The sequence below is a fragment of the Acidovorax sp. A1169 genome (assembly GCF_030704685.1).
In the GTDB taxonomy this organism is placed as follows: domain Bacteria; phylum Pseudomonadota; class Gammaproteobacteria; order Burkholderiales; family Burkholderiaceae_C; genus Acidovorax.
Genome location: NZ_JAUZDX010000002.1, coordinates 484,165 through 508,318, shown reverse-complemented (window position 1 = coordinate 508,318; position 24,154 = coordinate 484,165). Strand labels below are relative to the sequence as shown.

Genomic DNA, 24,154 nt, shown 5'->3' with positions numbered 1-24,154 from the left:
CCTGCCGGGGCCGACCAGGTGTGCCCAGGTACGTCTAACTACCAGCGGTAGCTGGCGGTGGCAATCGCCTTGCGCGGCTTTCCATAGAAGCAACCCGTGGTGCAACTGCCCACATAGGTCTTGCCGAACAGGTTGATGATGTTCAACGCCAGACGCCAAGGCCCCGTGGTGTGGCTGGCTCGCTCACGTGGCGCGCTGGCGGTGCTGGACCTGTGCTCCAACAGTGCACGCGGTAAGAGGCCCGGCGACATGCTGGGCACCTTGGACCAGTCCATCGCCATCATGGGCCAGAGGCTGCGCGAGGCCGAACTCGCCCGCGCCGACTTGGTGCTCCGCCCCAAGGTGCTGGACATTGGCCCCGCCGACTTCGGCCAGCGCGCCATCGCCATCCTGGAAGGCGAAAAGCCGCATTGGCCACCATGCCATAGCCGCAAGCTCATTGCCCAGTTGCAAGCCGAATGTGTCCTAACCGCCGACTGGCGCAACCGGAGGCTCGGAGGCGGAGTACAAGACGTGTATGGAGAAGCGATCGAGCTTTCAGAAGTTAGGCAGGGTAGAGGGGATGAGTGAGGACGTGCGGGGGCGTCGGGTGTTAGGTAGGTAAGGCCTACGAAGCACCGCCACTTGAAGCGTCGGTAGCGAACCTGCAGTATGAGGCGCACATCTTCCGCCCAACAGTCTTCATTCATGCTTTGCAGCGATTGCTGCCGCTCACTACCGAATCTCAATCTACCGGTCGCTGGTCCATAGCGGTCATCTGAAGCCGAGGCAACTTATGATTGCTGGATATTTCAAATTCCATGAGGCACGGCCTATACAGCTTGCCTATCACCAGATATTGATCGTGAGGAGTGAGATCGTGTCGTCTGTTGTTCCCATGCTCGGCATTCTGCAAAAATTGGTTTGGCGAAAGCTCAGTGCTGAGGGAGATGAGCATTTAAATGGAGGTGCAACAATGCGATCCCTCTACAAGGCCCAACGCTTTGTAGCTGAGCTTTATGCAGGACTACTTGCTTCGCGTGTTGACACCATCCTAGAGGAAAAAAAACTCCCAAACATTGAAGAGTGCCTAGCTTCAATCGAAGCTCTTGAACGCAATCCATTGAAAAGTCTTTCATTCGCGTCGTTGTTCTGGAATGGACAGGACCTGGGGATCCATATTGCTCGCCACGAGCTTAAAGGTGGAGGTCTCTTCTATGAAGTGACACTCATGAACCGCGAGGATGGCATTGACCGCATGATACGCGCTGAAATTAGGGCCGCCCGCACCCAGCCAGAACCATTCGCTTCGATTTTTTCAACCAATGGTTGGTCGCAAGTACCACGAGAGCAACTATCCTCTATCCCCGAGCTAGCACTTATGATCCAAGTGATCGTGGCACTGCATCAGTGGCGCTATCCCAAGATCTCAATAGTTGATCTCGAAAAATCCGACCTTGGATCGAATACACCACGTAGTGAGAATCGAGAACTCGTTAAGCTATGTGCGCTGGCCATGCAGGGTAAAATTCCGTGCACACGCGTCACGGTACCTCTTGACGCGATCGTCCCCAAGGACATGCCTCATGCGCTGAACTATCCGATAGAAGATATCCGCCGATTGCGTGATGCACATATCGACGGCGGCCAGGCTAGTTCCGCACTCCTACTATATCAGCGCGGAGGAAAATTCATCATGGATGATGATTACTCCGCTTTTCTTTCCTATAAATCATTGGGCTTCAAGCGTGTTCCTGCCGTAGTTATAGGGCGATTCCACGCACCAGGCATTGAGGTTCTTGAAACCGGTGGCCGTGAGCTGATACCGCCCATTCTAGTTGAGCGAAGACCTCATCCGGTTCCATCGACTCCAGAGGACGATGCACGACGTCTTGAATGGAAACTCCAAGTTCTGAAGCCTAGCCGACCCACCGCCATACAGAATCTGTCAAAAATCTACTTTGAATTCTGCCATCTGTTGGAGCGCCGCAGAAAGCTGGAGGTGGATCTACATCAGTTCCTCGTTCGCCACCCAGTTATGCTTGATGCGCACGCGGCTCAAGTCCACAGCGAGGTGCGAGTTGGTCGCTATAGGGCTGACCTTGTGCTGCGTTACGAGCAATCTGACAAACGCGTTTTGCTAGTCGAGCTCGAGCGGGATGACGACAGAATATTCAAGAAAAACAACCGTCTCGTGGATAAGGTAGCACACGCAACGCAGCAGATCGAAGATTGGATCACGCAGATTCGAGGAAACGCGCCGGAAATGCCGGCATGGCTGAAAGGAGAATATCTTCCAGCTGGGCTTGTAGTTATTGGCCGCTCCACACATCTGACAAATGAACAGAAAGAGACTCTGTTCAACATCAATTCAAATAGACTGGTGAAGATCATCACCTACGACGACCTTTTAGAGCGCCTAAATCGATTGATCGTATCTATGGAAAGGACCTGAAGCTTTATTATAAATGACCATCGACTGGCTTAAAACCCAAATTTTTACCTTAAGCTGGCATGGCAGACTTATCCAACAATAATGGCACTAGCGGCCTACGCGCAATTTTGGCTATTCTAGGAATAAAATTCGGCACAGACCCTATGCCGGAGAGCTAACGCAGCCACATTAAGAAGTACGAACAGATGCTCATGGTCAGAGACGTTGCGGGTCTCAGCTCCGTCACTGAAGATGCCGATCCTGAGTCCTACTGCGGCGTTAAAAATACGGATCTTATATAGTGGCCGGGGTGGCTAAAATGAATTTCCATAATGGATTGGCAGTGTCACTGGTGCTTTACGACCACCGCCCCACTGAATATAGAATGCCAAATGCAGTGTGCGGTCGAGTCGTTTCCCATGAATGCCTCGGGCTAGCATTTCGTGGTCAGTCGCTCTGGGCTACCCCAACTCCGCCCGCGTAGGCAGCCCATCCGCATCCCCCGGAAACTGCACAACGCGCGCGCCAATCGCGTTGCCACGGGCTGCGGCCTCAGCCAGGGTAAAGCCTTCAAGCAACCCACTGACCACCCCCACCGCAAACCCATCGCCAGCGCCCACGGTATCCACCACGCGCTCCACGCTCAGGCCAAGCGCGATACCCGATACGCCGTCGCGTTGCGCGTAGTACGCCCCTTCAGGCCCGAGCTTGACGACGACCTGCTTGGCGCCGCGATCCAGATAAAAAAGCAGCGATGTCCTCGGCCGTGTGGCGGTCGGTGAGCTGGCGGCCTTCGGCCAGGCCGGGGAGCACGGTGTCGCTGAGCGCAGCCAGGGCGTTGATGCATTCGGCCATGACCTCGGGCGAGGGCCGCAGGCATGGGGCGCAGGAGCGGAACCACCGCCCCTGCCACACAAGCAATGGCACGCTTGTTGCACTGACTCCCCTGCAAGAGTAGAAGCGTTCACCGTGGTGGACCGCGCCTGCACCGCCCCGGTGCCGCGCGAGGCGCCGCGTCCGGAAATTGCTCTTGAAGACCGCTGCCCATGCACCGCATGGGCGCCGGCTGTGTCTTCAAGCGCGCGGGTGCACCGGCTTCGTTCATCTCTCCCATGCACCCGCCTTGCTGGCACCGCCGGTGGTTCCGACCCACCTGTGACGGAGTGCCCTCATGATGAAACGTCGTTCCCTGCTTCAAGCCGCCGGCGCCGCAGCCTTTGTCGGCACCGCTTCTCCCCTGGCCTTTGCCCAGGGCAATCTGCAGAAGTTCAAGTTCAACCTGGGCTGGAAGATCGAGGCCTCGGGCGCGGGCTTTCTGCTCGCGCACCAGCGCGGCTACTACAAGGATGCGGGGCTGGACGTGGCCATCGACACCGGCAACGGCTCGGCGTCGGCCATCAGCCTGGTGGCGGGCGGCGCCTACGACGTGGCCTCGGCCGACCTGTCGACCATGATCGAGTTCAACACCGCCAACCCGAGCGCCAGGCTGGCGGCCGTGGCCATCCAGTATGACCTGAACCCCAACGCCGTGATGGTGCGCAAGGACGGCCCCATCAAGAAGCCTGCCGACCTGGCGGGCAAGACCATCCTCGGCCAGCCGTTCAACGCATCGCGCAAGCTGTTCCCGGTGTTCGCCAAGGCCCAGGGGTTCGACACGGGCGGCGTGAAGTGGGAGAACGTGGCGCCCGACATCGGCGACACGCGCTTCGTCAAGGGCGACTTCGACGCGGCAGCTTATTTCTTCTTCACCGGGCTGCTCAACCTCAAGGCGCGCGGCATGGGGCCCGAGCAGCTCACGGTGTTCCGCTTCTCGGACTTCGGCATGCAGTCGTACGGCAACGGCCTGGTGGCCAGCCCCAGGACCATGCAGGAGTCGCCCGATGCGATGAAAGCCTTTGTGAAGGCCACCACGCGCGGCTGGATCGAGGCGATTGCCGACCCCAAGGCAGGCGCCGCCGCCATCAAGGCGCGTGAGCCGCTGGCCAACGAGGCCATCGAGCTCGAACGCCTGCAGCTCATCGTGGACGGCACCATGAAGACGGCTGAGACCCGCGCCAACGGCTGGGGCGCCGCCACCCCGGCACGCCTGCAGGCCACCATCGACGAGACGGTGGCGGCCTTTGGCCTCAAATCGAGCCTGGCCGTGGCCGACATCTGGACCGAGCGCTTTCTGCCCACGGCGGCAGACCGCAAGCTCAAGGGCTGACCGAGGCACTGCCATGGGCATCCCCCTCATCGACCTCACCGGGGCGCTGCACACCGGCGCCCCTCGCAGCGCCGAAGTGGCTGCTGCGCTGCGCCAGGCCTGCATGGGCCCGGGCTTCTTCTACGTGGTGAACCACAGCGTGCCGCAGGAACTCATCGCACGCCAGTTCGCGCTGGTGCAGCAGCTTTTCGATCTGCCCCTGGCCGACAAGGAAGCCATCTCGCTGCACCGCTCGCCGTCGATGCGCGGCTACGAAAGCCTGGGCGGGCAGACGCTGGATGCGGGTGTGCGCCCCGACCTCAAGGAGAGCTTTTACTGCGGACTAGACTACGCGGCCGACCACCCCTACGTGCAGCGCGGCTACCACTCGTACGGCAGCAACCAGTGGCCCGCGCAGCTGCCCGCACTCGGCGACCAGTGCCGCGCCTACATCGCCGCCATGCAGCAACTGGCGCTGCGGCTCATGCAGCTGATGGCCCTGTCGCTGGATTTGCCCGAGGACTACTTCGACCACACGCACGCCAACCCCATGCTCACGCTGCGGCTGCTGCGCTATCCGCCGCACCCCGAGGGGGCGGATGCGCTGACCTTTGGCGCTGGCGAGCACACCGACTGGGGCGCCATCACATTGCTCGCGCAGGACCTGCATGGCGGGCTGGAAGTGAAGCTGCCCAGCGGCGAGTGGACGGCTGCCACGCCCGTGGAAGGCGCGTTGGTGGTGAACCTGGGCGACATGATTCCGCGATGGACCAATGGCCTGTACCGCTCCAACCCGCACCGCGTGCGCAACGTGCACAGCGGCGGTGTTGCGCGCCACTCCATCCCTTTTTTCTACACGCCCGACTACGAGGCGCGCGTGGCCCCGGTCGCCACCTGTGTGCCCGAGGGCGAGGCACCGCGCTTCGATCCTTGCACGGTGGGCGAGCACCTGCAGGCCATGTACCGCAAGACCTATGGCCTGGCGGACAGCAAGGCTGCGGTGGCAATGGCATGAAGCTCTGGTTCAACCTGTTCTGCCGCGACATCGAGGCCCAGTTGCAGTTCTACCAGGCGCTGCTGCATCTGCCCGAGGCCGCGGGCACGCGCTCGCCCATCTACCGTGCGGTGGAGACGGAGCACTTCCAGCTCGGTTTCAACGCGCACGGGGCGTATGCCCTGCTCGGGCTGGCTGATCGCGAGCGGTCCGCTGGGTCGGCCGACCCGGTCACGGGCTATGCCACCTTCATGCTCGAATCGCCCGACGCCGTCACTGCGGCCTGCGCCATTGCCGTGCAACTGGGCGGGCACATGGTCAAGCCACCCTATGCCACCTACTACGGCCAGTGGCAGGCGGTGCTGGCCGACCCTGAGGACCATGTGTTCCGGCTCAGCGCATTCGGCCTGCCCGACGGCACGGTCGCACGGGCACCTTGACGCGCACCTGCACGGGGCTTGCACAGCGGGCGTGGTACAACGGTCCGAGTGCCACGGACTGGAGCCCCCATGCCTTCGACCGGATTCCTTCTACCGCCTGATGTGCAGGCCCTGCTCGACGCGGGCCGCACCATCGACGCCATCAAGCAACTGCGCGTGGTGCAAGGCCTGGGGCTCAAGGAAGCCAAGGACCTCATCGACGCGCACCAGCAGGGGCACCATGCGGCGGCGCCGGCGCACTCCACTGGCTTTGCATCGGACGCGAGCAGCCACGTGCCCGACTCCGTGCGCCAGGCACTGGCCGCCGGCAACAAGATCGAAGCCATTCGCCTGCTGCGCGCGCATGCAGGCATTGGCCTCAAGGAGGCCAAGGACCGGGTCGATGCACTGGCCGCAGCCACCGGTAGCGGCAACCCGCACGGCCTGTCCCCTGGGGAACAGCCGCGCGGCGGCAGCCAGGGCGTTGTCTGGATCGTGGCGGCGCTGGTGGTCGCCGTGGCCGCCTTCTACCTGCTGCGCCCCTGAGACTGACCGACCCGCTTAATACGCCTTGAAGTTCGCGGCCACGCGCTGGTTCAAATAGTCGCCGGCCGCAATCGCCGGGTACTTGCGGCCAGGGCCTTCGATGGTGGCGTCGCGGTTGGCCTGCGCGAAGAAGGCGATGCTGTAGCGCGGGCCCATGTACTCGCCGGGCAGCGGGTTCTTCACGCGGTGGAAGTTCGATGGCAGTTGGTCATCGCTCCAGCGCATCAGCATGTCGCCGATGTTGCAGGTGATGGCCTCTTCGTCGGGCGTCACCGAGGTCCATGCCTGGCTGTCCATTTCCTTGCCGGGGCACACCTGCAGGCCGCCCTGCCCCTGGCGCTGGAACAGCAGGGTCAGGCAGTCGAAGTCGGTGTGCGCACCGGCACGCCACAGGCCCAGGTGGGCCTGCTGCTCGGGTGGCGTGGCAAAGTAGTGCAGCAGGCGCAGCGTGCTCTGGTAGCTGGCTTTGGCCGGGTCGTGCGCGTGGGCGAAGAAGTCCGGCGCGAAGCCGAGCTTGCGCGCAAAGCACGACAGCACCTGCATCGCCACCTGCCAGCACTGCCCCTCGAAGGCCAGCATGGTGGCCTGAAAGCCCGCCAGTTCCTCATCGGTGGGCCACAGGCCCTCCATGTGCGGGCGCGTGATCTGGTACGACTCCTTCTGGTCCGGCGTGCCGGTGGAGGGGCGCACCTGCGCGCGGCTCTCCCAGCCCACGTTGAGCGCCTTGCGCAGCGGGTACTGGGCTTTCACACTCTCGGGCAGGGCGAAGAAGCGCTCGGTCATCGCGAAAGCCTTGCGCACCTCGGCCAGGTCGATGCCGTGGCCCACCACCTGGAAGAAGCCGACATCGACCGCAGCGTCCCACAGTTCATCGGCGATGGCATCCTGGCGGTGGGCGAAGTCGGAGAGGTCGATGCGGCGGATCTCGCGCGCGCCGGTCTCGCAGCCCAGGGCGCCCATGCGGGTTTCCTTGTCGAGCTCGGCGAGGGCGTAGGTGTCGGTGGCCGTCGTGGCAGTGGTGGCAGTCGTCGTCATGGCAGTTCTCCTGAAGTGGGATGGATAGAAAAATCCACCCGCCCCCACGCATCGAAAGAATGGCCTGCGCGCGCGGCGCAACCGGTCTCTTGAAGCCTTGGCACGCCATGCGCTGGCATGCCACTGGGGCGGGCTTCAAGAGCAATTTCCGGCCGCAGGCATGGTGGGAGAACCTCCCGACCCGCCGCGCAGTGAACGCTTCTACTCTTGCCCGCACAGTATGCAATAACGATGCCTGCGGGCATACGCCAAATGGGGGATCACCCCTGCCAAACGCCCGCTGCACGGGGCCTGGCGAAGCAATGCATGCTTGTCACACAATGTTCTTGGCATGCCAAATGCATAGCGATGGCAACCCCCTGATGGAGACAACCCATGCATGCCCTGATGTCCGCCGCCCCCCATGAGCTCGACGACCCTGCGGTGATCGATGCCACCGACGGCACCTACCTGCGCCAGGCCATCGCCTGGTCGTGCACCGCACGCGCGCGCGGCAACCGGCCCTTCGGCGCGGTGGTGATCAGCGGCGACGGCGAACTGATCTCCGAGGCCTACTGCAACACCACCGAGACCGGCGACTGCACCGGCCACGCCGAGACCAACGCCGTGCGCCAGCTGAGCCCGCGCTTCAGCCGCGAGATGCTGGCCCAGGCCACCATCTACTCATCGGCAGAGCCCTGCGTGATGTGCGCGGGCGCCATCTTCTGGTCGGGCATCGGCCGCGTGGTGTTCGGCATCGACGCAGTGCGCCTGCGCGAGTTCCGCGGCGAACGGGCCGAGCAGCGCGACGCCGAGCTCTCGTGCCGCGACGTGTTCGCCGCCTCGCCACACGCCATCGAGTGCATCGGCCCGGCACTGATCGAAGAGGCCAGCGCACCCCATGTGGGCTTCTGGAAATCGTGAGCAGCGACAATCGCCCACCATGCCGACCAACGCCCCGCCCGTGAACGAAGCCGACATCGAGACCGGCAGCAATGTCGTCTCGGGCACCCTGCTCAGCCGCTCCAAGCAGGGGCGCGAGCGCATCATGGGCGCGATCCGCGAGGCGGCGATTGCCGAGTTCAGCCGCCACGGCTTCAAGGGTGCGTCCACCAAGGCGATTGCCGAGCGCGCGGGCCTGACCAAGCCGCAGCTGCACTATTACATCGCCAGCAAGGAAGAGCTGTACGAAGAGCTGCTGTACTCGGTGCTCAACGGCTGGTCGGGCGCCTTCCAGTTCGACAGCCAGAGCGACAACCCCAAGAAGGTGCTGAGCAGCTATGTGCGCAAGAAGCTCGACTACGCGCTGGACAACCCCGGCCTGTCGCGCATCTTCACCACCGAGGTGCTGGGCGGTGGGCGCAACCTGGGCAAGTACTGGCCCGTGGCCGTCAAGTCGACCCAGCAGAAGGTGGAGCTGATCGACCGCTGGATCGCGGAGGGCCGCATGCGCCCGCTGGATGCGCGCCTTTTGCTCATGCAGATCTGGGGCATGACCCAGCACTACGCCGACTACGGCGTGCAGGTGCACATCATGCTGGGCCTGGCGCCCGACGAAGCCATCGACCGTGAGCCCATCGTGCGCCAGCTCACCACATTTGTGCTGCTGGGCTGCGGCCTCGCACCAGACTAAGGCAAGGCTGCACAGGTCCCTTGCGCGCGGCACACCTCGCTTTGGGCGGTCTGCGTCGTTGCAAATGCTCGCCATAGCACGGGCTATGGCTGTGCTTTGCGCCTAGCAGCCCATCCCAAATCAAGGCGCGCCGCATCGCAAAGACCTGCGCAGCCTTGCCTCGCACACCCTGCATAGGCAAGCAGCAGAAGCCCCACAACAGTGCCTTGATCCAGGTCACCCCCCTGGCACAGCACTTGCAATAGTTTGACCAATCGATCAAATCAAGTGGTCAAACATGCAAAACCCAGCCACGGCAGCGCCGCTGCCCGCCACGGAACCGGCTTTTGAACTGGTGCTCGCGCGCAGCCACCTGCGGCTGCCCGTGGAGCCCGGCGAGAGCATGGCCGACGTGCTGCAGCTCGCCGGCATCGCCATCGACACGCTGTGCGAGCAGGGCGTGTGCGGCACCTGCGCCACGCGCTGGCTCGATGGCACACCCGACCACCGCGACAGCTGCCTGAGCCCCGAAGAACAGGCCACGCACGTGGCGGTGTGCTGCGCGCGCAGCCACGGCCCCACGCTCACGCTCGACCTTTGAAGAAGGACACCCCGCCATGCGCATCCTCGTGATCTATTGCCACCCGGTGGAGACCAGCTACAACGCCGCCCTGCACGACGAGGTGGTGCGCAACCTGCGCGCGGCCGGCCATGAGGTGGACGACTGCGACCTGTATGCCGAGGACTTCAACCCCGTGCTCAGCCGCGAGGAGCGCCTGGGCTACCACGAGGTGCCGAGCAACCGCCTGCCCGTGCAGGGCTATGTGGACCGGCTGCTCAAGGCCGAGGCCGTGGTGTTCTGCTTTCCCACCTGGTGCTTCGGCATGCCGGCCATGCTCAAGGGCTTTTTCGACCGGGTGCTGATGCCCGGCGTGGCCTTCGACATCAGCGACCCGCACAACGTCAAGCCCTCGCTCACGCACATAAGGCGCATCTCGGCCGTGGTGACCTATGGCCGCCCGCGCTGGACCGCGCTGCTCATGGGCGACCCGCCGCGCAAGTCCGTCACGCGCTACATGCGCCTGCTCACCGGCGGCAAGGCGCGGGTGGACTACCACGCCTACTACCACATGAACGTGGCCACGCCGCGGCGGCTGGAGGCCTTCAAGGCCCGTGTAGGCCAGGCCATGGCGCGCTTTGCATAAGGGGGACAGCATGCACGCCTCCAACGCCCCCGACCACATCCTGAACGCCCGCCTGCCTCTCTGGCTGCTGCCCCGCACCTGGCCCACCAGCGCCGGCCAGCCCGCCCTGGCCGACCTGCACCTGGCCCAGGGCCGCATCCAGGCCATGGTGCCGCACGACCCCGCGCGCACCCTGCCCGCCGGCACCACCTGGGACCTGGCCGGCGCATTGGTGCTGCCCGGCCTGGTAGATGCCCACACCCATCTGGACAAGGCCTTCACCCTGCCGCGCATGGGCACCGTCAAGCCCGGGCTGCTGGGCGCCATCGAGGCCATGATGGTCGACCGCCAGGGCTGGACCGAGGCCGACATACGCCAGCGCGCCAGCCGCGCCCTGCAATGGGCCTACGAGGCCGGCACGGTGCATGTGCGCACCCATTGCGACTGGTGGGAGCCCGAGGCCCAGCCCCTGGCCTGGGGCGTGCTGCGCGAGCTGGCGCACGAGTGGGCCGGCCGCATCACGCTGGAGCGCGTGGGCCTGATCCCCCTGCACCTGTACACAGAGCGCGCCACCGCCATGCAGCTGGCCGCCACCGTGGCCGCCAGCGGCCCGGGCGCACTGCTGGGCGGCTTCGTGCATTCGACCAACTGGGACCCACAGGCCCTGCGCCACCTGTTCGAGGCCGCGCAGCAGCACGGCCTGAATGTGGACCTGCATGTGGACGAAGAACTGCACCCCGGCGCCCTGGGCCTGGCCACCACCGCCGCGCTGCTCAAGGAGCTGCGCTTCGAAGGCCACGTGGTCTGTGGCCACACCTGCGCCCTGGCCGCGCAGGACGAGGCGACAGCCCTGGCCACGCTCGACGCCGTGGCGGCAAGCCCCATCACCCTGGTCACCCTGCCCATCACCAACCTGCTGCTGCAGGACGCTACCACCGGCCGCACGCCGCGCCAGCGCGGCCTGACGCTGGTGAAGGAGGCGCATGCGCGCGGCATCCCCGTGCTGGTGGCCAGCGACAACGTGCAGGACCCGTTCTGCCCCGTGGGCAGCTTCGACCCGCTGGAGGCCCTGGCCACCGGCGTGCTGGCCGCGCAGCTCGATGCGCCATTCGACCGCTGGTCCGAAGCGCTGTGCCGTGCAGACTGGCTGCGCCGCGGCCCCGACGCCCTGCCCCTGCAGCCCGGCAGCGCGGCAGACCTGATCGTCTTCAACCAGGCCGACCGCTGGGGCTTTCCCTCGCGCACGCAGCCCCGCGTGGTGCTGCGCGACGGTCGCGTCAGCAGCGGCCACGCCAGCGCTGCATGGCACGTGGCGGATACCACCCCAGCCCTTGCGGCCGGTGCCACGCCCGCCCCATCCACCCCCATCCCTGCACGGAGCCTTGCATGAGCGACAACGCACCCAACACCCCAGGCATCGCCCAGCCCCTGGCCCGCTACGCCGCCTGGCGCCGCGCGGGCGACCTGGTGTTCCTCTCCGGCATCATCGCCGTGGACCCGGCCGCCAGCCGCATCGTGCGCGGCTATGCCGACATCCCCGACGAGGCGGCCACGCTGGTCGGCCGCACGGGCGAGTTCAGCAGCGACACCAAGGAGGGGCCCATCCTCGCGCAGAGCTGGTACGTGCTCGACCGCATCCGCCAGACCATCGAGGCCGCGGGCGGCCAGATGTCCGACGTGTTCAAGCTGGTGCAGTACTTCAAGAACCTGGACCACTTTCCCCAGTACAGCCGCGTGCGCAAGCTGTTCTTTCCGGGCGAGCCGCCGGCCTCCACTGTGGTCGAGGTCAGCGGCATGCTGCCCACGCCCGACATCCTGATCGAGGTGGAAGCCACGGCGTACCTGCCGCTGCGCTGACCCATCGCCCCCCACACCCTCCTCACGAAAGCCCACCCATGCTGCACGGCTACAACCCGCCCCACCGCTACCTGCCCTACCTGAGCTGGACCGAGATCGTCGACCTGCCGGACAAGGAGAACACCGTCATCGTGCTGCCCACGGGCGCCACCGAGCAGCACGGCCCGCACCTGCCCTGCGCGGTGGACACGGTGATCAGCGCCGGCGTGGTGGGCCATGCCCTGGCGCGCCTGCCGGCCGAGGTGCCGGCCTTTGCCATGGCGCCCATCACCTACGGCAAGTCGGAGGAGCACCTGCACTTCCCCGGCACCATCACCCTCTCCGGCGAGACCCTGCTGGCCACCATGAACGAGGTGGGCGAGTCGGTCTACCGCGCGGGCTTTCGCAAGCTGCTGTTCGTCAACGGCCACGGCGGCCAACCGCAGGTGATGGAGATGTGCGCGCGCGAGCTGCGCCTGCGCCATGGCGACTTCATCGTGGTGCCCAGCTTCACCTGGCGCGTGCCGCACGTGGCCGGCAAGTACCTGTCGGAGCAGGAGAAGAAGCTGGCCATGCACGCCGGCCATGCCGAAACGGCGCTGATGCTGGCCCTGGCCCCCGACACCGTGCACATGGAGCGCGCGGTGGTGAACTACCCGCCCGTGTTCGAGTCGCCCCTGCTCTCGCCCGACGGCCGCCCCGCCTGTGCCTGGAGCGCCCGCGACTTCGGGCCCAGCGGCATCATCGGCGACCCGCTGCCCGCCACGGCCGAGCAGGGCCACGCCATCCTCGATTCGCTGGCCGTGAGCTGGGCCGCCGCCATCACCGAGCTGCACCACCTGCAGTGGGCCGCGCGCCCCGAGCCCACCTGGGGCCGCGCCAACCACACGGGCCATGTGGAAAACTCCACCGCTCTGGCCTGAAAACTGCGACGCAGCCGCACCCCCACACCCCTTTTCGCCACCTGTTTCGTCCCTTCTCCCCACCTAACGGAGTACTGCCATGATGAAGACCGCCCCCCGCCTTTCCAAACTTGGTGCAGCCGCCCTGCTCGCTGTTGGTGCCGTCGGCACCATGTCGGGCACTGCGCACGCGCAGGAAAAGTTCACCTACATGACCAACTGGTACGCGCAGGCCGAGCACGGCGGCTTCTACCAGGCGGTGGCCACGGGCCTGTACAAAAAGTACGGCCTGGACGTGAGCATCAAGATGGGTGGCCCGCAGGTCAACATCGTGCAGATGATGGCGGCAGGCCAGGCCGAGTGCGTGATGGGATCGAGCGATCTGCAGATGATCCAGATGCGCGAGGGCGGGGTGCCCGTGACCACGGTGGCCGCAGTGTTCCAGAAAGACCCTCAGGTGCTCATCGCGCATGACGACGTGAAGAAGTTCGAGGACCTCAAGGGCAAGACCATCCTCATCGCCTCGTCGGCCCAGCGCGGCTACTGGCCCTGGCTGAAGGCCAAGTACGGCTTCACCGATTCGCAGACGCGGCCCTACACCTTCAACATCCAGCCCTTCGTGGCCGACAAGAACACCGCCCAGCAGGGCTACCTGACGTCGGAGCCGTTCGCCATCGCCAAGGCCGGCGTGAAGGCCAACACGCTGATGTTCAGCGACCAGGGCTACCCCGCCTACGCCACCACCGTGAGCTGCATGGACAAGACGCTCAAGGAGCGCAGCGCCGCCGTGGCCTCGTTCGTGAAGGCGTCGATGGAAGGCTGGAAGAGCTACCTGGCCGACCCCGCCCCCGGCAACGCCCTGATCAAGAAGGACAACCCCAACATGACCGACGAACAGCTGACCTACAGCGTGGCCAAGCTCAAGGAGATGGGCATGGTGACGGGCGGCGACGCGGCCAGCATGGGCATCGGCACCATGACCGACGCACGCGCCAAGGCGAGCTATGACTTTCTGGTCGAGTCCAAGCTGATCGACCCCGCCAAGGTGAAGCTGGCCGACACCTACAGCACCAGCTTCGTCAAGGACCTCAAGGTTCTTCCGTAAGCCCACCCTGCCCTGAAACAGCGGCCCTGCCCCGCGCGCAGCGGGGCCGGCCGCATCCATCGAAAGGCCATCCCATGCATTCCGCCGAGCCCACCACTCCTCCGACAACGGCCCACCGCCCCACGCCCGCCGTGCAGGTGCTGTCGGCCGAGAAGACCTACCCCAACGGCACGCAGGCCCTGCTGCCGGTGGACCTGACCATCGAAGAAGGCGAGTTCGTCACCCTGCTCGGCCCCTCGGGCTGCGGCAAGAGCACGCTGCTGAAGATGGTGGCCGGCCTGCTGGAGCCCACCGACGGCCGCCTGCAGCTGTGGCACAAGCCCGTGGCCCAGCTCGACGAAAGCGGCAAGAAGATGGCCTTCGTCTTCCAGTCGCCCACGCTCATGCCCTGGGCCAGCGTGCAGACCAATGTGCGCCTGCCGCTGGACCTGGCCGGCGTGCCCCGCCAGGAGGCCGATGGCCGCGTGGCCGAGGCATTGGCCCTGGTGGGCCTGTCGAAATTTGCCAGCGCGCTGCCGCGCGCCCTGTCGGGCGGCATGCAGATGCGCGTATCGATCGCACGTGGGCTGGTCACCCAGCCTGACCTGCTGCTGATGGACGAGCCCTTTGGCGCGCTCGACGAGATCACGCGCCACAAGCTCGACGCCGACCTGCTGGACCTGTGGCGCAAGAAAAAACTCACGGTGATCTTCGTGACCCACTCGATCCACGAAGCGGTGTTCCTGTCTAGCCGCGTGGTGATGATGGCCGCGCGCCCCGGGCGTGTGGTGGAGCAGTTCACCATCGACGCACCCTACCCACGCACGGCCGACTTCATGGTGTCGCCCGAATTCAGCCGCTACGCCAAGCAGTTGCAGGACAGCCTGCTGCGCGCCAGCGCCGATATCGAGGAGACCGCAGCATGAGCACCCCCTACCCTACTGCACCTGCAGCGCCCATCGCGGCGCCCGCCACCGCCGAGCGCAGCACACCCATGCGCGCACCAGCCCCAGCCAAGCCCGCCAAGCCGCGCATTCCCCTCATGGCCCAGCCGCGCGTGCAGCGCGTGGTCTACCCGCTGCTGGTGGGCCTGGTGCTCATCGCGCTGTGGCAGGGCATGGTCACGGCGCTGGAGCTGCCGCCGTACCTGGTGCCGTCGCCCCTGCTCATGCTCAAGACGCTGTTCACCGACTGGGCGGCCCTGGGCGGCTCGCTCTGGGTCACCGTCAAGATCACGGTGCTGGCCTTTGGCGTGGCCACCGTGGCCGGGGTGCTGATCTCGTTCCTGTTCGTGCAGAGCAAGCGCATCGAGACGGCCCTGTTCCCGTACGCCGTGCTGCTGCAGGTCACGCCCATCGTGGCCGTGGCACCGCTGATCATCATCTGGGTGAAGGACCCGACCGCGTCGATGGTGATCTGCGCCGCGCTCGTGGCCCTGTTCCCCATCATCAGCAACACCACGCTGGGCCTGCGCAGCGTGGAGCCCGACCTGCAAAGCTACTTCCAGCTCAACCGCGCCACGCGCATGCAGACCCTGCTGCGCCTGCGCATACCGAGCGCGATGCCCTACTTCTTTGGCGGGCTGCGCATCTCCAGCGGGCTGGCCCTGATCGGCGCCGTGGTGGCCGAGTTCGTGGCCGGCACCGGCGGCCAGGGCGCGGGTTTGGCGTACCAGATTCTGCAGGCCGGCTTTCAGCTCAACATACCGCGCATGTTCGCCGCGCTGCTGCTGATATCGCTGACCGGCGTGGCGCTGTTCGCGCTGATGGCCTGGGGCACCCGCGTGGCCCTGGGCAGCTGGCACGCCAGCGAAAACTCGCACGACTAACCCCAGCACTCACTCGGACTGCATCCATTTTTTGACACCGCGCACGCGTGGTGGGGGCCGCGCTTTGCCTACCACCCGCCGCGCCGACAGGAGAGACAGACATGACCACCACCGCCCACCAACTGCCCGAACAACTGCCCGGCCTGGACTGGATTGCCGACCCGCTGCGCGTGGGCCGCCTGTCGCAGGACTTCGCCTGGTTCAGCCCCGTGCTCAAGCGCGACCTGGCCGGCAAGCGCGGCGACATTGCCGTGCGCCCGCGCACCGAGGACGAGATCCGCCAGGTGGTGGCGGCCTGTGCCAAGGCGCAGATCCCCCTGACCGTGCGCGGCAGCGGCACCGGCAACTACGGGCAGAGCACGCCACTGCATGGCGGGGTGATCCTGGACCTGTCGGGCTACAACGCCTTTGGCTGGGTGCGCGGCGGCGTGGGCCGGGCGCAGGCGGGCATCCGCCTGTCGGAGTTCGACGCGCAGGCCAAGCCCCAGGGGCAGGAGCTGCGCTGGCTGCCCTCCACCTACCGCAGCGCCACGCTGGGCGGGCTGTTCGGCGGCGGCTTCGGCGGGGCCGGGTCGATCAACCACGGCCCGCTGGCCGCGCCTGGCAACGTGCTGGCCGTGCGCGCCATGACGGTGGAGCCCGAGCCCCAGATCATCGAGTTGCGCGGCCCCGAGGCCATGCTGCTGCACCACACCTACGGCACCAACGGCATCGTGCTGGAGCTCGAAGTGGCGCTGACCCCCACCGTGGCGTGGACGGAGTGCATCGTCACCTTCACCGAATTCGATTCCGCGCTGGAGTTTGCCGACCGCTTCGGCGCCGCACCGGGGCTGGAGAAAAAAGAGGTGTGCTTTCTGGCAGCGCCCATTCCCGACTACTTCACCACCCTGGCCGAGCACCTGCCCAAGGGCTGCCATGCGGTGATGCTGCTGGTGGCCCCGCACTCCGAAGACGGCATGCGCGACATGGCCGCCAAATACGGCGGCAGCGTCAGCTACCGCAAGACCGCCGACGAAGTGGACAAGAGCCACAAGACCCTGCTCGAATACACCTGGAACCACACCACCCTGCACGCGCTGAAGGTGGACAAATCGCTCACCTACATCCAGAGCGGCTTCACCCCCGCAACCCGGCTGGAGCAGGTGAAGGCGCTGGAAAAAGCACTGGGCGGCGAGGTGATGATGCACCTGGAGTTCTTGCGCACCAAGGAGGGCGCCTTCAACTGCAGCGGGCTGCAGCTGATCCGCTACAGCACCGAAGAGCGGCTGAACCAGATCATGCAGATCTACCGCGATAACGGCGTGCAGATCAACAACCCCCATGTTTACATCGTGGAAGATGGCAAGCAGAACAACCTGGACCCTGCGGTGGTGGGCATCAAGCAGCGCTTTGACCCGCAGGGCCTGCTCAACCCCGGCAAGCTGCGCAGCTGGGTGCCGCCGGTTGCGAAAGCCGCATAGCCCCCTGGCACAGAGGCTGCGGCAAGTGCAAAGGCATAATCAGCTATTCATTTAATAGCAGCTTCCATCCATGTCCTGGCACGCGCGCCTGCAGCTCGACTACACCGTTGAAGGCCCCACCACCCGCACCGTGGCGCGCTACCAGCACGACGGGCCGCTGCGCATTCTGCAAAGCCTGTACCCCGAGGGCGACGGCATTTGCCACAACGTGCTGGTGCACCCGCCCGGCGGCCTGGTGGGCGGCGACACGCTGGACATCACCGCCACCGTGGGCCCGGGCGCGCACGGCCTGGTCACCACGCCGGGCGCCACGCGCTTTTACCGCTCCACCGGCCCGCTGGCGCTGCAGCGCAGCCACCTGAGCGTGGCCGACGGAGGGCGCCTGGAATGGCTGCCGCTGGAGGCCCTGTGCTACAGCGCCTGCAATGCCGAGAACCACCTCACGCTGAACCTGGCCCCCGGTGCCGAATGCATGGGCTGGGACGTCACCGCCCTGGGCCTGCCCCATGCCGACCAGCCCTTCGTGCAGGGCCGCTTCGTGCAGCACCTCACCGTGCCCGGCCTGTGGCTGGAGCGCGGCGTGATCGACGCCGCCGACGAGCGCCTGCTGCAAAGCCCACTGGGCCTGGCCGGCCAGCGCTGCATGGCCAGCATGTTCTTTGCCGCTGGCACCGCACTGGAGCGCAATCGACGCGATGCGGCGCTGGATGCGGCGCGTGCGGTGATGGACGCGCACCCGACACTGACCGCCACCGCAGGCGCCACCAGCCCCAACGCGCAGATGGTTGTGGTGCGCGTGCTGGCACCGCAGGTGGAGCCGGCGATGCAGCTGCTCAAGGCCGTGCGCATGGCGTGGAGGAAAGAGATGTGGGCGCTGCAGGGCGAGGTACCAAGGATCTGGGCGATGTAGGCTTGCGCCTTGGCCCGGCGGGCAACCTGCCGGTCAGATGGTCCTGGCTATCGACTGATCTAAACTGAAATCTCCACGTATTCGGGCGTGGAGACAATGCCGGCCTCGTTTGCGCCAGGCGGCAGGTCGCGGTCGGTCCGCACGACGAAGCCCTTGCTGGCGGTTTTCTTTTGCAGGGCAGACACCAGGGGGGCCAGTGGCATGGCACCCCATTTCTTGGTCTTCGCCATCTCCTGGTCCACCGGGATGACCGCAGTTTGAAGGGAGTCCATCAGTTCCAGACCGCGCTCCTTGAGCGTTGCATTGTGGCTGCCGTGGTGGCCGACCTTGTAAAAGGTGGTCCGGCGCATCAAGTCCTCTCCGGTAACCGTCTTGCCACCAACCTCCCAATGGCAGGCCGGCCAGGACATCCAGTTGCCTACCTGGGCGTCGGCCGCAAACAGCAGGACGTCCTCGCCGCCCAGCTCGATGGCCAGCACCAGGCTGGTGTTGTTGGTCATGTTGTCCAGAGCCAGCGCCAGGCTGTCGGCGGCCAGCATCCAGTCGGCATCGATTCGCCGCCACTCGGGTCCATCGAAGTAGGTCTGGGCAAAAAAGCCATGCTTGCGGGCGTCAGCGATGGCCAGGCCGTCCATCGCGGCAAAGGGCGCCTGGTTGTCGGCCTCGCCCTGCTCCAACAAGGGCTTGATGTCTGCATTGAAAAGCCCGAGCGCATGGTCGTAGCCCTCATCCGTGTTGGCCTTGGGGTTCAAGCGCTTGAGAAGCGCTACATCCCGTGGTGGGCCCAGCACGTAGATGCGCGCGCCGTACTTCGCAAGCTCCACCGGTGGGTCCTCAGGCCTGCAGTATCGCGGCTCGCCCGGCAGGGCCTTGGCCCTGACGGCCTCCAGCGCGCTCTTGGTTGTTACCCTGCCCGCAGCACCAAAGAATTCGGCCAGCGACAGGAAAAGCGGTGTCTGCTGCACATCCCCGAAGCCCTGCAGGTGCAGTGCCGCGCCTTGCAGGAGCTTCAATGCCTGGCCCTTGGACTGCGCCAGTTCCCGCGCGCCCTCGTCGTCGGGGTCTTCGGTCCAGGCCATCCAGACCTTGTCGACCTGCAGCCGGGCGAACGACTCCGCCGCCTGGCCAAAACCAGAGACATGGTCCCAATGCTCATGGGTAGCCACCAGCAGGTCGACCTTGCCCTTGGATTCCTTGACCACGTCGTCCATGACACGGGTCATGACGGCCTTGGCATCCGGCGTGCCGAGGATGACGCCGCAGTCGATCAGAATGCGGTAAGCCGCCTTGCCCTTGCCCCGCAGCGTGATCAGGTGGCAGTCGCCCAGGCCATGGCGGTAGGTGCGGATCGTCGCGCGTGTTTTTTTCATGCTCTGGTCTCCCTCAATGCACACCATGGAGAAAGGCGAATGGCTCATCACCCCAGCCATCATGGGCCCGGTACAGATCGCGTATCTGCGGGGTGTTGTGGCCCCACAGCTCCTGCTGGCGCTCCATGCGGGCGAACTGGTCTGCGCGCTTGCGCACCATGTAGGTCACCATGCTTTTCCTGAGATCGATGATGAGCGTGCAGCCGCCGCGCAGCACCAGCGGTTCGTTCTCTTTGGAACGCAGGGACTGGGTCAGCTCGACCACGACCTGAGACAGCAACTGACCGTCAGGCCCAACCCGTTGCAGCGGCCGAACCGAGTGGACCTCGATGCCCCGCAGGTCCATGGTCGCCACGGAGCCATCCTTCATGGCGACCTGGAAATTCGGGTCCGCCTTTCGGCGCAGCCCGAGCATCGCCAGCTCCGCGTCGGAGACGCGCTTGGGATCACAAAGCCATCGATGCACCATGCGCGCATTGGCCATGGAGCTGGTCCACGACCGGTGCCGGTCAGACTCCTTGTCCCAGTTGAAAGACAGGACCGACAGTACCTTGCCCAGTTTCTCGAACTGCGCCGGCGGAGGATCCCAGCTCAAGGTGTCGACGGACACCGTTCGCACGCCTTCCGGGTAGATGCCGCGCGCGCGGAATGCCGATGCGATGGCAACGCGGTAGCCGAGCGGGTCATTGGGCACCAGGTCCTTGTCCGCAGTGATGATGGCGCGCAGGAAATCGCCGAAGGTGATGTCCACCGGCGGGCAGTAGTCCAGCGCGCGGATGCACATCAGCAGCACCTGGTGGGCCACGTTCGTTGCCACCCTGGCCAGCTCGTCGACGAGATCGCCCTGCAGCATGCCCTGCGGCAGGACCTCCGAGCCGGCGGTGGCCAGGCGGATGGGCGTGACGGCCTTGCGCATGTAGATTTGCAGGAAGGCGTCGAAGACGGCCGCCACGAGCACCGCGCCACGTTCGTGCGGCTTGTCATGCTCGCTGTAGTCCTGCGGGGTTGGCGGCTTCCCCACGAAGCTGCGCAGCGCGCCATGGTGCCCCGTCTTCTTGCCGAACTGCACGGCGATTCCGCTGAGCAGACTTTGCTGTTCCAGGCTGGCCCGGTTGGTGGCTATCTGATGGCGCAGCGCATCCCGCAGTGCGCCTTCCAGCGAGAAGTGCTGGAACAGCGCCACGATGTCGGCAAATGCCTCGTGGAATGCAAGCACGTCCTTGTTCGTCGGCTCCCTGAACCGGCTGTGCAGGCCATCGAGCAGGGCATGCGTGGTTTCATGCGCAATGATGTCGCTCGACAAGGCGGTGAATACGGTCTCCTCGCTCCCCCGGTGCTCCGCGTCGCTGCCCGCGAAGTATCCCAGCAGCAGCGCCTTCTTCTGCGGGCTGTAGTAGGCATTGCGGGCCTTCAGCGCGTGGGGGTACACACGCAGTCGCTGCACGTAGCGCGACTCCAGGCGCACCCCGGCCGGCGTCCTGACGCGCTCGAAATGCGGTGCCCACAGAGCGCGCCGGCCCAACGCGCGCTCGAAGTGCTCTATGGTGCGCATGGCCACCGCATAGACCATCTGCTGGTGGAACTGCGGGTTGGCCTCGGACGGCGCAAGCCCGTCCGAAGCCAGCAGGTGGGGATGATCGAGGTCCACCGGGTGGTAGCAACGTCCGCTGGCAGGGTCTACGTCGACTATCTCCAGGTATTCCCCCACCGGGCCGGGACACAAGCCTTCTTCCCACCGTATGGTTGCCACCGTCTCGTTGAGGGCCAGCGTTTCGACCCGCTGGCCAAGCGATGGGTCAAACGTGTAGATGCGCAGCCGGCGCACCGAAGGCACGGGCGCATGGCGTTGCGCAGGCAGCAATGAGCCCACCATGCCAGGGACCTGGGCGCTTGCGCCCGCCGCCGCCACCGTGGACGGCGCCGTTCCAGGTACCACGGGCTGCAGGGCGGCCCTAAGCGCACGCGACGCCCTGGGATGGTCCGCCAGCGCCTTGAGGACGGCCATCTTGCGGCCCTCGGGCAGCGTGGGCCAATCGGCCGGATCGGGCAGCAGCAGCTCGATTTCAGCACTTTGGGTCAGCTGCAGCGCCTCCAATTCAAGCATCTGCAGTACATCGGGCCCACCGGTCATGCCCAGGCCCAAGCCCGTAAGCACCTTCAGGAAACCGAGCCTGGCGCTGTCCGGCTCCTCCTTCACCAGCCCGGAGGCTGCAGGTACCGGCTTGCCCAATGCCACTGCCGCGCGAATGATGCCGTTGCCGAACTTTGCCCGGTCCAGGTTCTCGGCCGAGGAGAACAATGCCTTGCGCGTGGCCTCGACCCGCATCCATGGCTGGGGCAGCGCTTTGAGTGCCTGACGGTTCTTCTGGATGTAGAGCGCGGCCGTGGCGGCCACCTGGGGCGTTGCGGACGATGTTCCGGCCCCATTGAAACGAACGACGCCACCGCAACCGAAACGCGCCCAAGGGATGTTCGGCGTGTAGGCCGCCATGGCCGTGCGCATCTTGGAATCGGGCCCGTAGTTGCCCGCCATCTTGCCAGGCCCCAGGTCCGCATACGGCCGCTGGTTGGCCATGGCGCCGCAGGCCGCCACCACCCGGTTGAACCGGGCAGGGAAGACGATCTGGTGAGTGGGGAGATTGCCGAAATTGTTTCCGGCTGCGGTGACGACGAACACCCCCGCGTCATACAGCGCGTTCACCGCCTCTGCCCATGCCTGCGACGGCAGTCCGCCCATGCTCATGGTGACCACGTCCACGAAGGTCTCGGGCCTTTGGCACAGGGAATGCACGTGATCGAGCGCCTTCGCAATGGCGCTGTTGTAGAACAGCGCGACGCGGTTGGCCACGCGGATCGGAACCACCTCGGCCTGGGGCGCAACCCCGGGGATGCCACCCGGGGCCACTGGAGCGCCAGCCAGGATGCTCAGGGTGCCCGTCCCATGCCCACGGTTGTTCCAGATCGAGGAGGTTGTATCCGAAGCATCGTCCCCTGCGTCTTCATCGACGAAGTTCTTGCCGAGCTGCACATTCAGATTCGCCGGCCGGCTGGAGTGGTTCGGATCAAACCCCGTATCCAGGTGGGCGATGCGCACACCGGTGCCGTTCCATTGCGCCGGCAGCGTCGCATACTGGCCATGGTTCTCGTCGCGGTACCAGTCGTTCTGTGGCTGGGTTGGAGAGTCCGGGTCCTGGCCGGTCGCCTCGCATTCTTCCTGGAGTGCTTGCAAGGGGCCTTCGGCCGAATCTGGCTCCCACTGCTGCGCCAGGTCGGGCTCGGCGTAAACCACCATCCCGTTGCCGGACAGGCCAATTTTCTGGGACACCATTTCGTGGCAGACATCCCACGGGTTGGGTGTGTCGGCGATTGCAAAACCCGGCCGGACGATATGCCAGACTGCGCCCTGCTGGCCACCAACGCCCAAGGTTCCCCCTGCGGCCTGGGGCTGGATGCTCTTGAATAGCGGCACGGAGTCGTCGGTACCCACCTCGACCCCACCCAATCTGAGCGGCTTGCCGCTGCTCCCCACTGACACCTTCACCAGGTAGCGCTGCGTGACTGCCATGGCTTCCCCCTCCTGCTCACAGTTTTGGGTCTTTGCGCCACGGGTGGGCGCCGGCAGCAACCCAGCCAAGGCAGAGCCGTACCTGGTTGCTTTCGAACAACAGCCTGCAGCACATCAGGCAGTGGGCGCCAGCGTTTAGAACGCATTCGCACGACATACTGCCAGACAAGCCATGGGTGGCTGATATTCCACCGATTGTCTGAATTCACGATCTGCACGCAAGAACTAAATGGCCAGACCACCACATTGCACGGGGCCTGGCTGGTGCCTGGCTCCCGGGGCTGGCACGCGGCTGCCATCCTCCTCTCCTGCCGGTGCTGGTATGCCTGCGCCACACGCGGTGGACTGGCTGCCAAAGCTGACCTGGCGATGTGCTGCTGTCCTACTGTGGAGTTGGCGGGCCAAATACTTAATGGAAACTCCTGGCGCTCTGCCATGCCATTACCTGGAGGCATTTCATGAAGACCCCATCCCCTCGCTTCGACGCATCGACTCTGCCCCGCCCGGCGCTGCAGGCGCGCCAGGCCAATTCGGGCGGCACACGTTAAGCACGGCGGCTGATATGAAAACCGACACGTCCCCCGCTGCAGCACCCCAATCCGGCTCGAAGCCTCTTCAAAGCGTGCGAACACCTACCGCAGTGAAGTGGGGGGCTGCAGTGGCCATCGTCCTGTTCTTTGCGTTCATCGCCTTCTACTACTTCGGTCCCCGAAGCGATGACCGAGAGGGTGCTGCATCCAGACCTGTTGGGGGCGACAAGGTTCAGGCGCCCCTTGCTCCAAGTTCTGCTCCCGGGTCTGCAAACGGCGCTGCCGCGGTTACCAACTGACCG

21 protein-coding genes and 1 pseudogene are annotated in these 24,154 nt (G+C 65.4%); 18 read left to right on the top strand and 4 right to left on the bottom strand.

All coding sequences use genetic code 11. The annotated features are described in order from the left end of the window. The first annotated feature begins 135 nt into the window (after window positions 1-135). Both QYL93_RS05620 and QYL93_RS05615 read left to right on the top strand, forming a co-directional pair. A complete protein-coding gene (locus tag QYL93_RS05620; RefSeq protein ID WP_305742803.1) occupies window positions 136-570 on the top strand; it encodes a hypothetical protein in 435 nt (144 codons plus the stop codon). Between the two features lie 289 nt (window positions 571-859). Continuing rightward, complete coding sequence (locus tag QYL93_RS05615; protein ID WP_305742718.1) at window positions 860-2,434, top strand: Shedu anti-phage system protein SduA domain-containing protein; 1,575 nt, start codon at window positions 860-862, stop codon at window positions 2,432-2,434. 440 nt (window positions 2,435-2,874) lie between these two features. Here QYL93_RS05615 and QYL93_RS05610 read toward each other — a convergent pair. Beyond that, window positions 2,875-3,295: pseudogene (locus tag QYL93_RS05610) on the bottom strand (carbohydrate kinase family protein); the annotation flags it as partial. 292 nt (window positions 3,296-3,587) lie between these two features. Between QYL93_RS05610 and QYL93_RS05605 the strand changes: the two are divergent. The 4 genes from QYL93_RS05605 to QYL93_RS05590 all read left to right on the top strand — a co-directional run bounded on the left by QYL93_RS05605 (window position 3,588) and on the right by QYL93_RS05590 (window position 6,557). Further along, complete coding sequence (locus QYL93_RS05605; protein WP_305742717.1) at window positions 3,588-4,619, top strand: ABC transporter substrate-binding protein; 1,032 nt, start codon at window positions 3,588-3,590, stop codon at window positions 4,617-4,619. A 13-nt stretch (window positions 4,620-4,632) separates the two neighbouring features. Then, a complete protein-coding gene (locus QYL93_RS05600) occupies window positions 4,633-5,613 on the top strand; it encodes an isopenicillin N synthase family oxygenase (RefSeq protein WP_305742716.1) in 981 nt (326 codons plus the stop codon). Further along, entirely contained in the window at window positions 5,610-6,032 is a 423-nt protein-coding gene (locus QYL93_RS05595; RefSeq protein WP_305742715.1) for a VOC family protein, read from the top strand. Before QYL93_RS05600 ends, QYL93_RS05595 begins: the two co-directional genes overlap by 4 nt. Window positions 6,033-6,101: 69 nt before the next feature. Next, complete coding sequence (locus QYL93_RS05590; protein WP_305742714.1) at window positions 6,102-6,557, top strand: hypothetical protein; 456 nt, start codon at window positions 6,102-6,104, stop codon at window positions 6,555-6,557. A gap of 15 nt (window positions 6,558-6,572) precedes the next feature. Here the strand turns inward: QYL93_RS05590 and QYL93_RS05585 are convergent, their stop codons facing one another. After that, entirely contained in the window at window positions 6,573-7,592 is a 1,020-nt protein-coding gene (locus QYL93_RS05585; RefSeq protein ID WP_305742713.1) for an isopenicillin N synthase family oxygenase, read from the bottom strand. 375 nt (window positions 7,593-7,967) lie between these two features. Here QYL93_RS05585 and QYL93_RS05580 point away from each other — a divergent pair, with 375 nt between their 5' ends. The 12 genes from QYL93_RS05580 to QYL93_RS05525 all read left to right on the top strand — a co-directional run bounded on the left by QYL93_RS05580 (window position 7,968) and on the right by QYL93_RS05525 (window position 18,387). Continuing rightward, window positions 7,968-8,495, top strand: coding sequence for a nucleoside deaminase (locus QYL93_RS05580; protein ID WP_179683766.1), 528 nt, complete (start codon window positions 7,968-7,970; stop codon window positions 8,493-8,495). A gap of 124 nt (window positions 8,496-8,619) precedes the next feature. Then, on the top strand, window positions 8,620-9,204 hold the full coding sequence (locus tag QYL93_RS05575) for a TetR/AcrR family transcriptional regulator (protein WP_057265004.1): 585 nt from the start codon (window positions 8,620-8,622) through the stop codon (window positions 9,202-9,204). 277 nt (window positions 9,205-9,481) lie between these two features. Next, a complete protein-coding gene (locus QYL93_RS05570) occupies window positions 9,482-9,784 on the top strand; it encodes a 2Fe-2S iron-sulfur cluster binding domain-containing protein (RefSeq protein ID WP_305742711.1) in 303 nt (100 codons plus the stop codon). Between the two features lie 16 nt (window positions 9,785-9,800). Beyond that, window positions 9,801-10,388: an NAD(P)H-dependent oxidoreductase gene (locus tag QYL93_RS05565; protein WP_305742710.1), complete on the top strand. Its 588-nt coding sequence runs from the start codon at window positions 9,801-9,803 to the stop codon at window positions 10,386-10,388. Between the two features lie 10 nt (window positions 10,389-10,398). Beyond that, window positions 10,399-11,757 carry an amidohydrolase family protein gene (locus QYL93_RS05560; protein ID WP_305742709.1) on the top strand — a complete coding sequence of 453 codons (1,359 nt, stop codon included), beginning with the start codon at window positions 10,399-10,401 and terminating at the stop codon, window positions 11,755-11,757. Beyond that, complete coding sequence (locus tag QYL93_RS05555; protein ID WP_057264872.1) at window positions 11,754-12,224, top strand: RidA family protein; 471 nt, start codon at window positions 11,754-11,756, stop codon at window positions 12,222-12,224. The genes QYL93_RS05560 and QYL93_RS05555 overlap by 4 nt, the downstream gene beginning before the upstream one ends. A gap of 38 nt (window positions 12,225-12,262) precedes the next feature. Beyond that, complete coding sequence (locus QYL93_RS05550; protein WP_305742708.1) at window positions 12,263-13,126, top strand: creatininase family protein; 864 nt, start codon at window positions 12,263-12,265, stop codon at window positions 13,124-13,126. A 79-nt stretch (window positions 13,127-13,205) separates the two neighbouring features. After that, window positions 13,206-14,210 carry an ABC transporter substrate-binding protein gene (locus QYL93_RS05545; protein WP_305742707.1) on the top strand — a complete coding sequence of 335 codons (1,005 nt, stop codon included), beginning with the start codon at window positions 13,206-13,208 and terminating at the stop codon, window positions 14,208-14,210. 74 nt (window positions 14,211-14,284) lie between these two features. Further along, entirely contained in the window at window positions 14,285-15,115 is an 831-nt protein-coding gene (locus QYL93_RS05540; protein WP_305742706.1) for an ABC transporter ATP-binding protein, read from the top strand. 68 nt (window positions 15,116-15,183) lie between these two features. Beyond that, window positions 15,184-16,017 (top strand): ABC transporter permease, encoded by an 834-nt coding sequence (locus tag QYL93_RS05535; RefSeq protein ID WP_305742799.1) that lies wholly within the window; start codon window positions 15,184-15,186, stop codon window positions 16,015-16,017. 101 nt (window positions 16,018-16,118) lie between these two features. Beyond that, window positions 16,119-17,477, top strand: a complete 1,359-nt coding sequence (locus tag QYL93_RS05530; RefSeq protein ID WP_305742705.1) for an FAD-binding oxidoreductase — start codon at window positions 16,119-16,121, stop codon at window positions 17,475-17,477. Between the two features lie 70 nt (window positions 17,478-17,547). After that, window positions 17,548-18,387 (top strand): urease accessory protein UreD, encoded by an 840-nt coding sequence (locus QYL93_RS05525; RefSeq protein WP_305742704.1) that lies wholly within the window; start codon window positions 17,548-17,550, stop codon window positions 18,385-18,387. Between the two features lie 59 nt (window positions 18,388-18,446). Here the strand turns inward: QYL93_RS05525 and QYL93_RS05520 are convergent, their stop codons facing one another. Continuing rightward, window positions 18,447-19,757 carry a hypothetical protein gene (locus QYL93_RS05520; protein WP_305742703.1) on the bottom strand — a complete coding sequence of 437 codons (1,311 nt, stop codon included), beginning with the start codon at window positions 19,755-19,757 and terminating at the stop codon, window positions 18,447-18,449. Between the two features lie 13 nt (window positions 19,758-19,770). Next, window positions 19,771-23,322, bottom strand: coding sequence for a S8 family serine peptidase (locus QYL93_RS05515; protein WP_305742702.1), 3,552 nt, complete (start codon window positions 23,320-23,322; stop codon window positions 19,771-19,773). Between the last annotated feature and the right edge of the window lie 832 nt (window positions 23,323-24,154).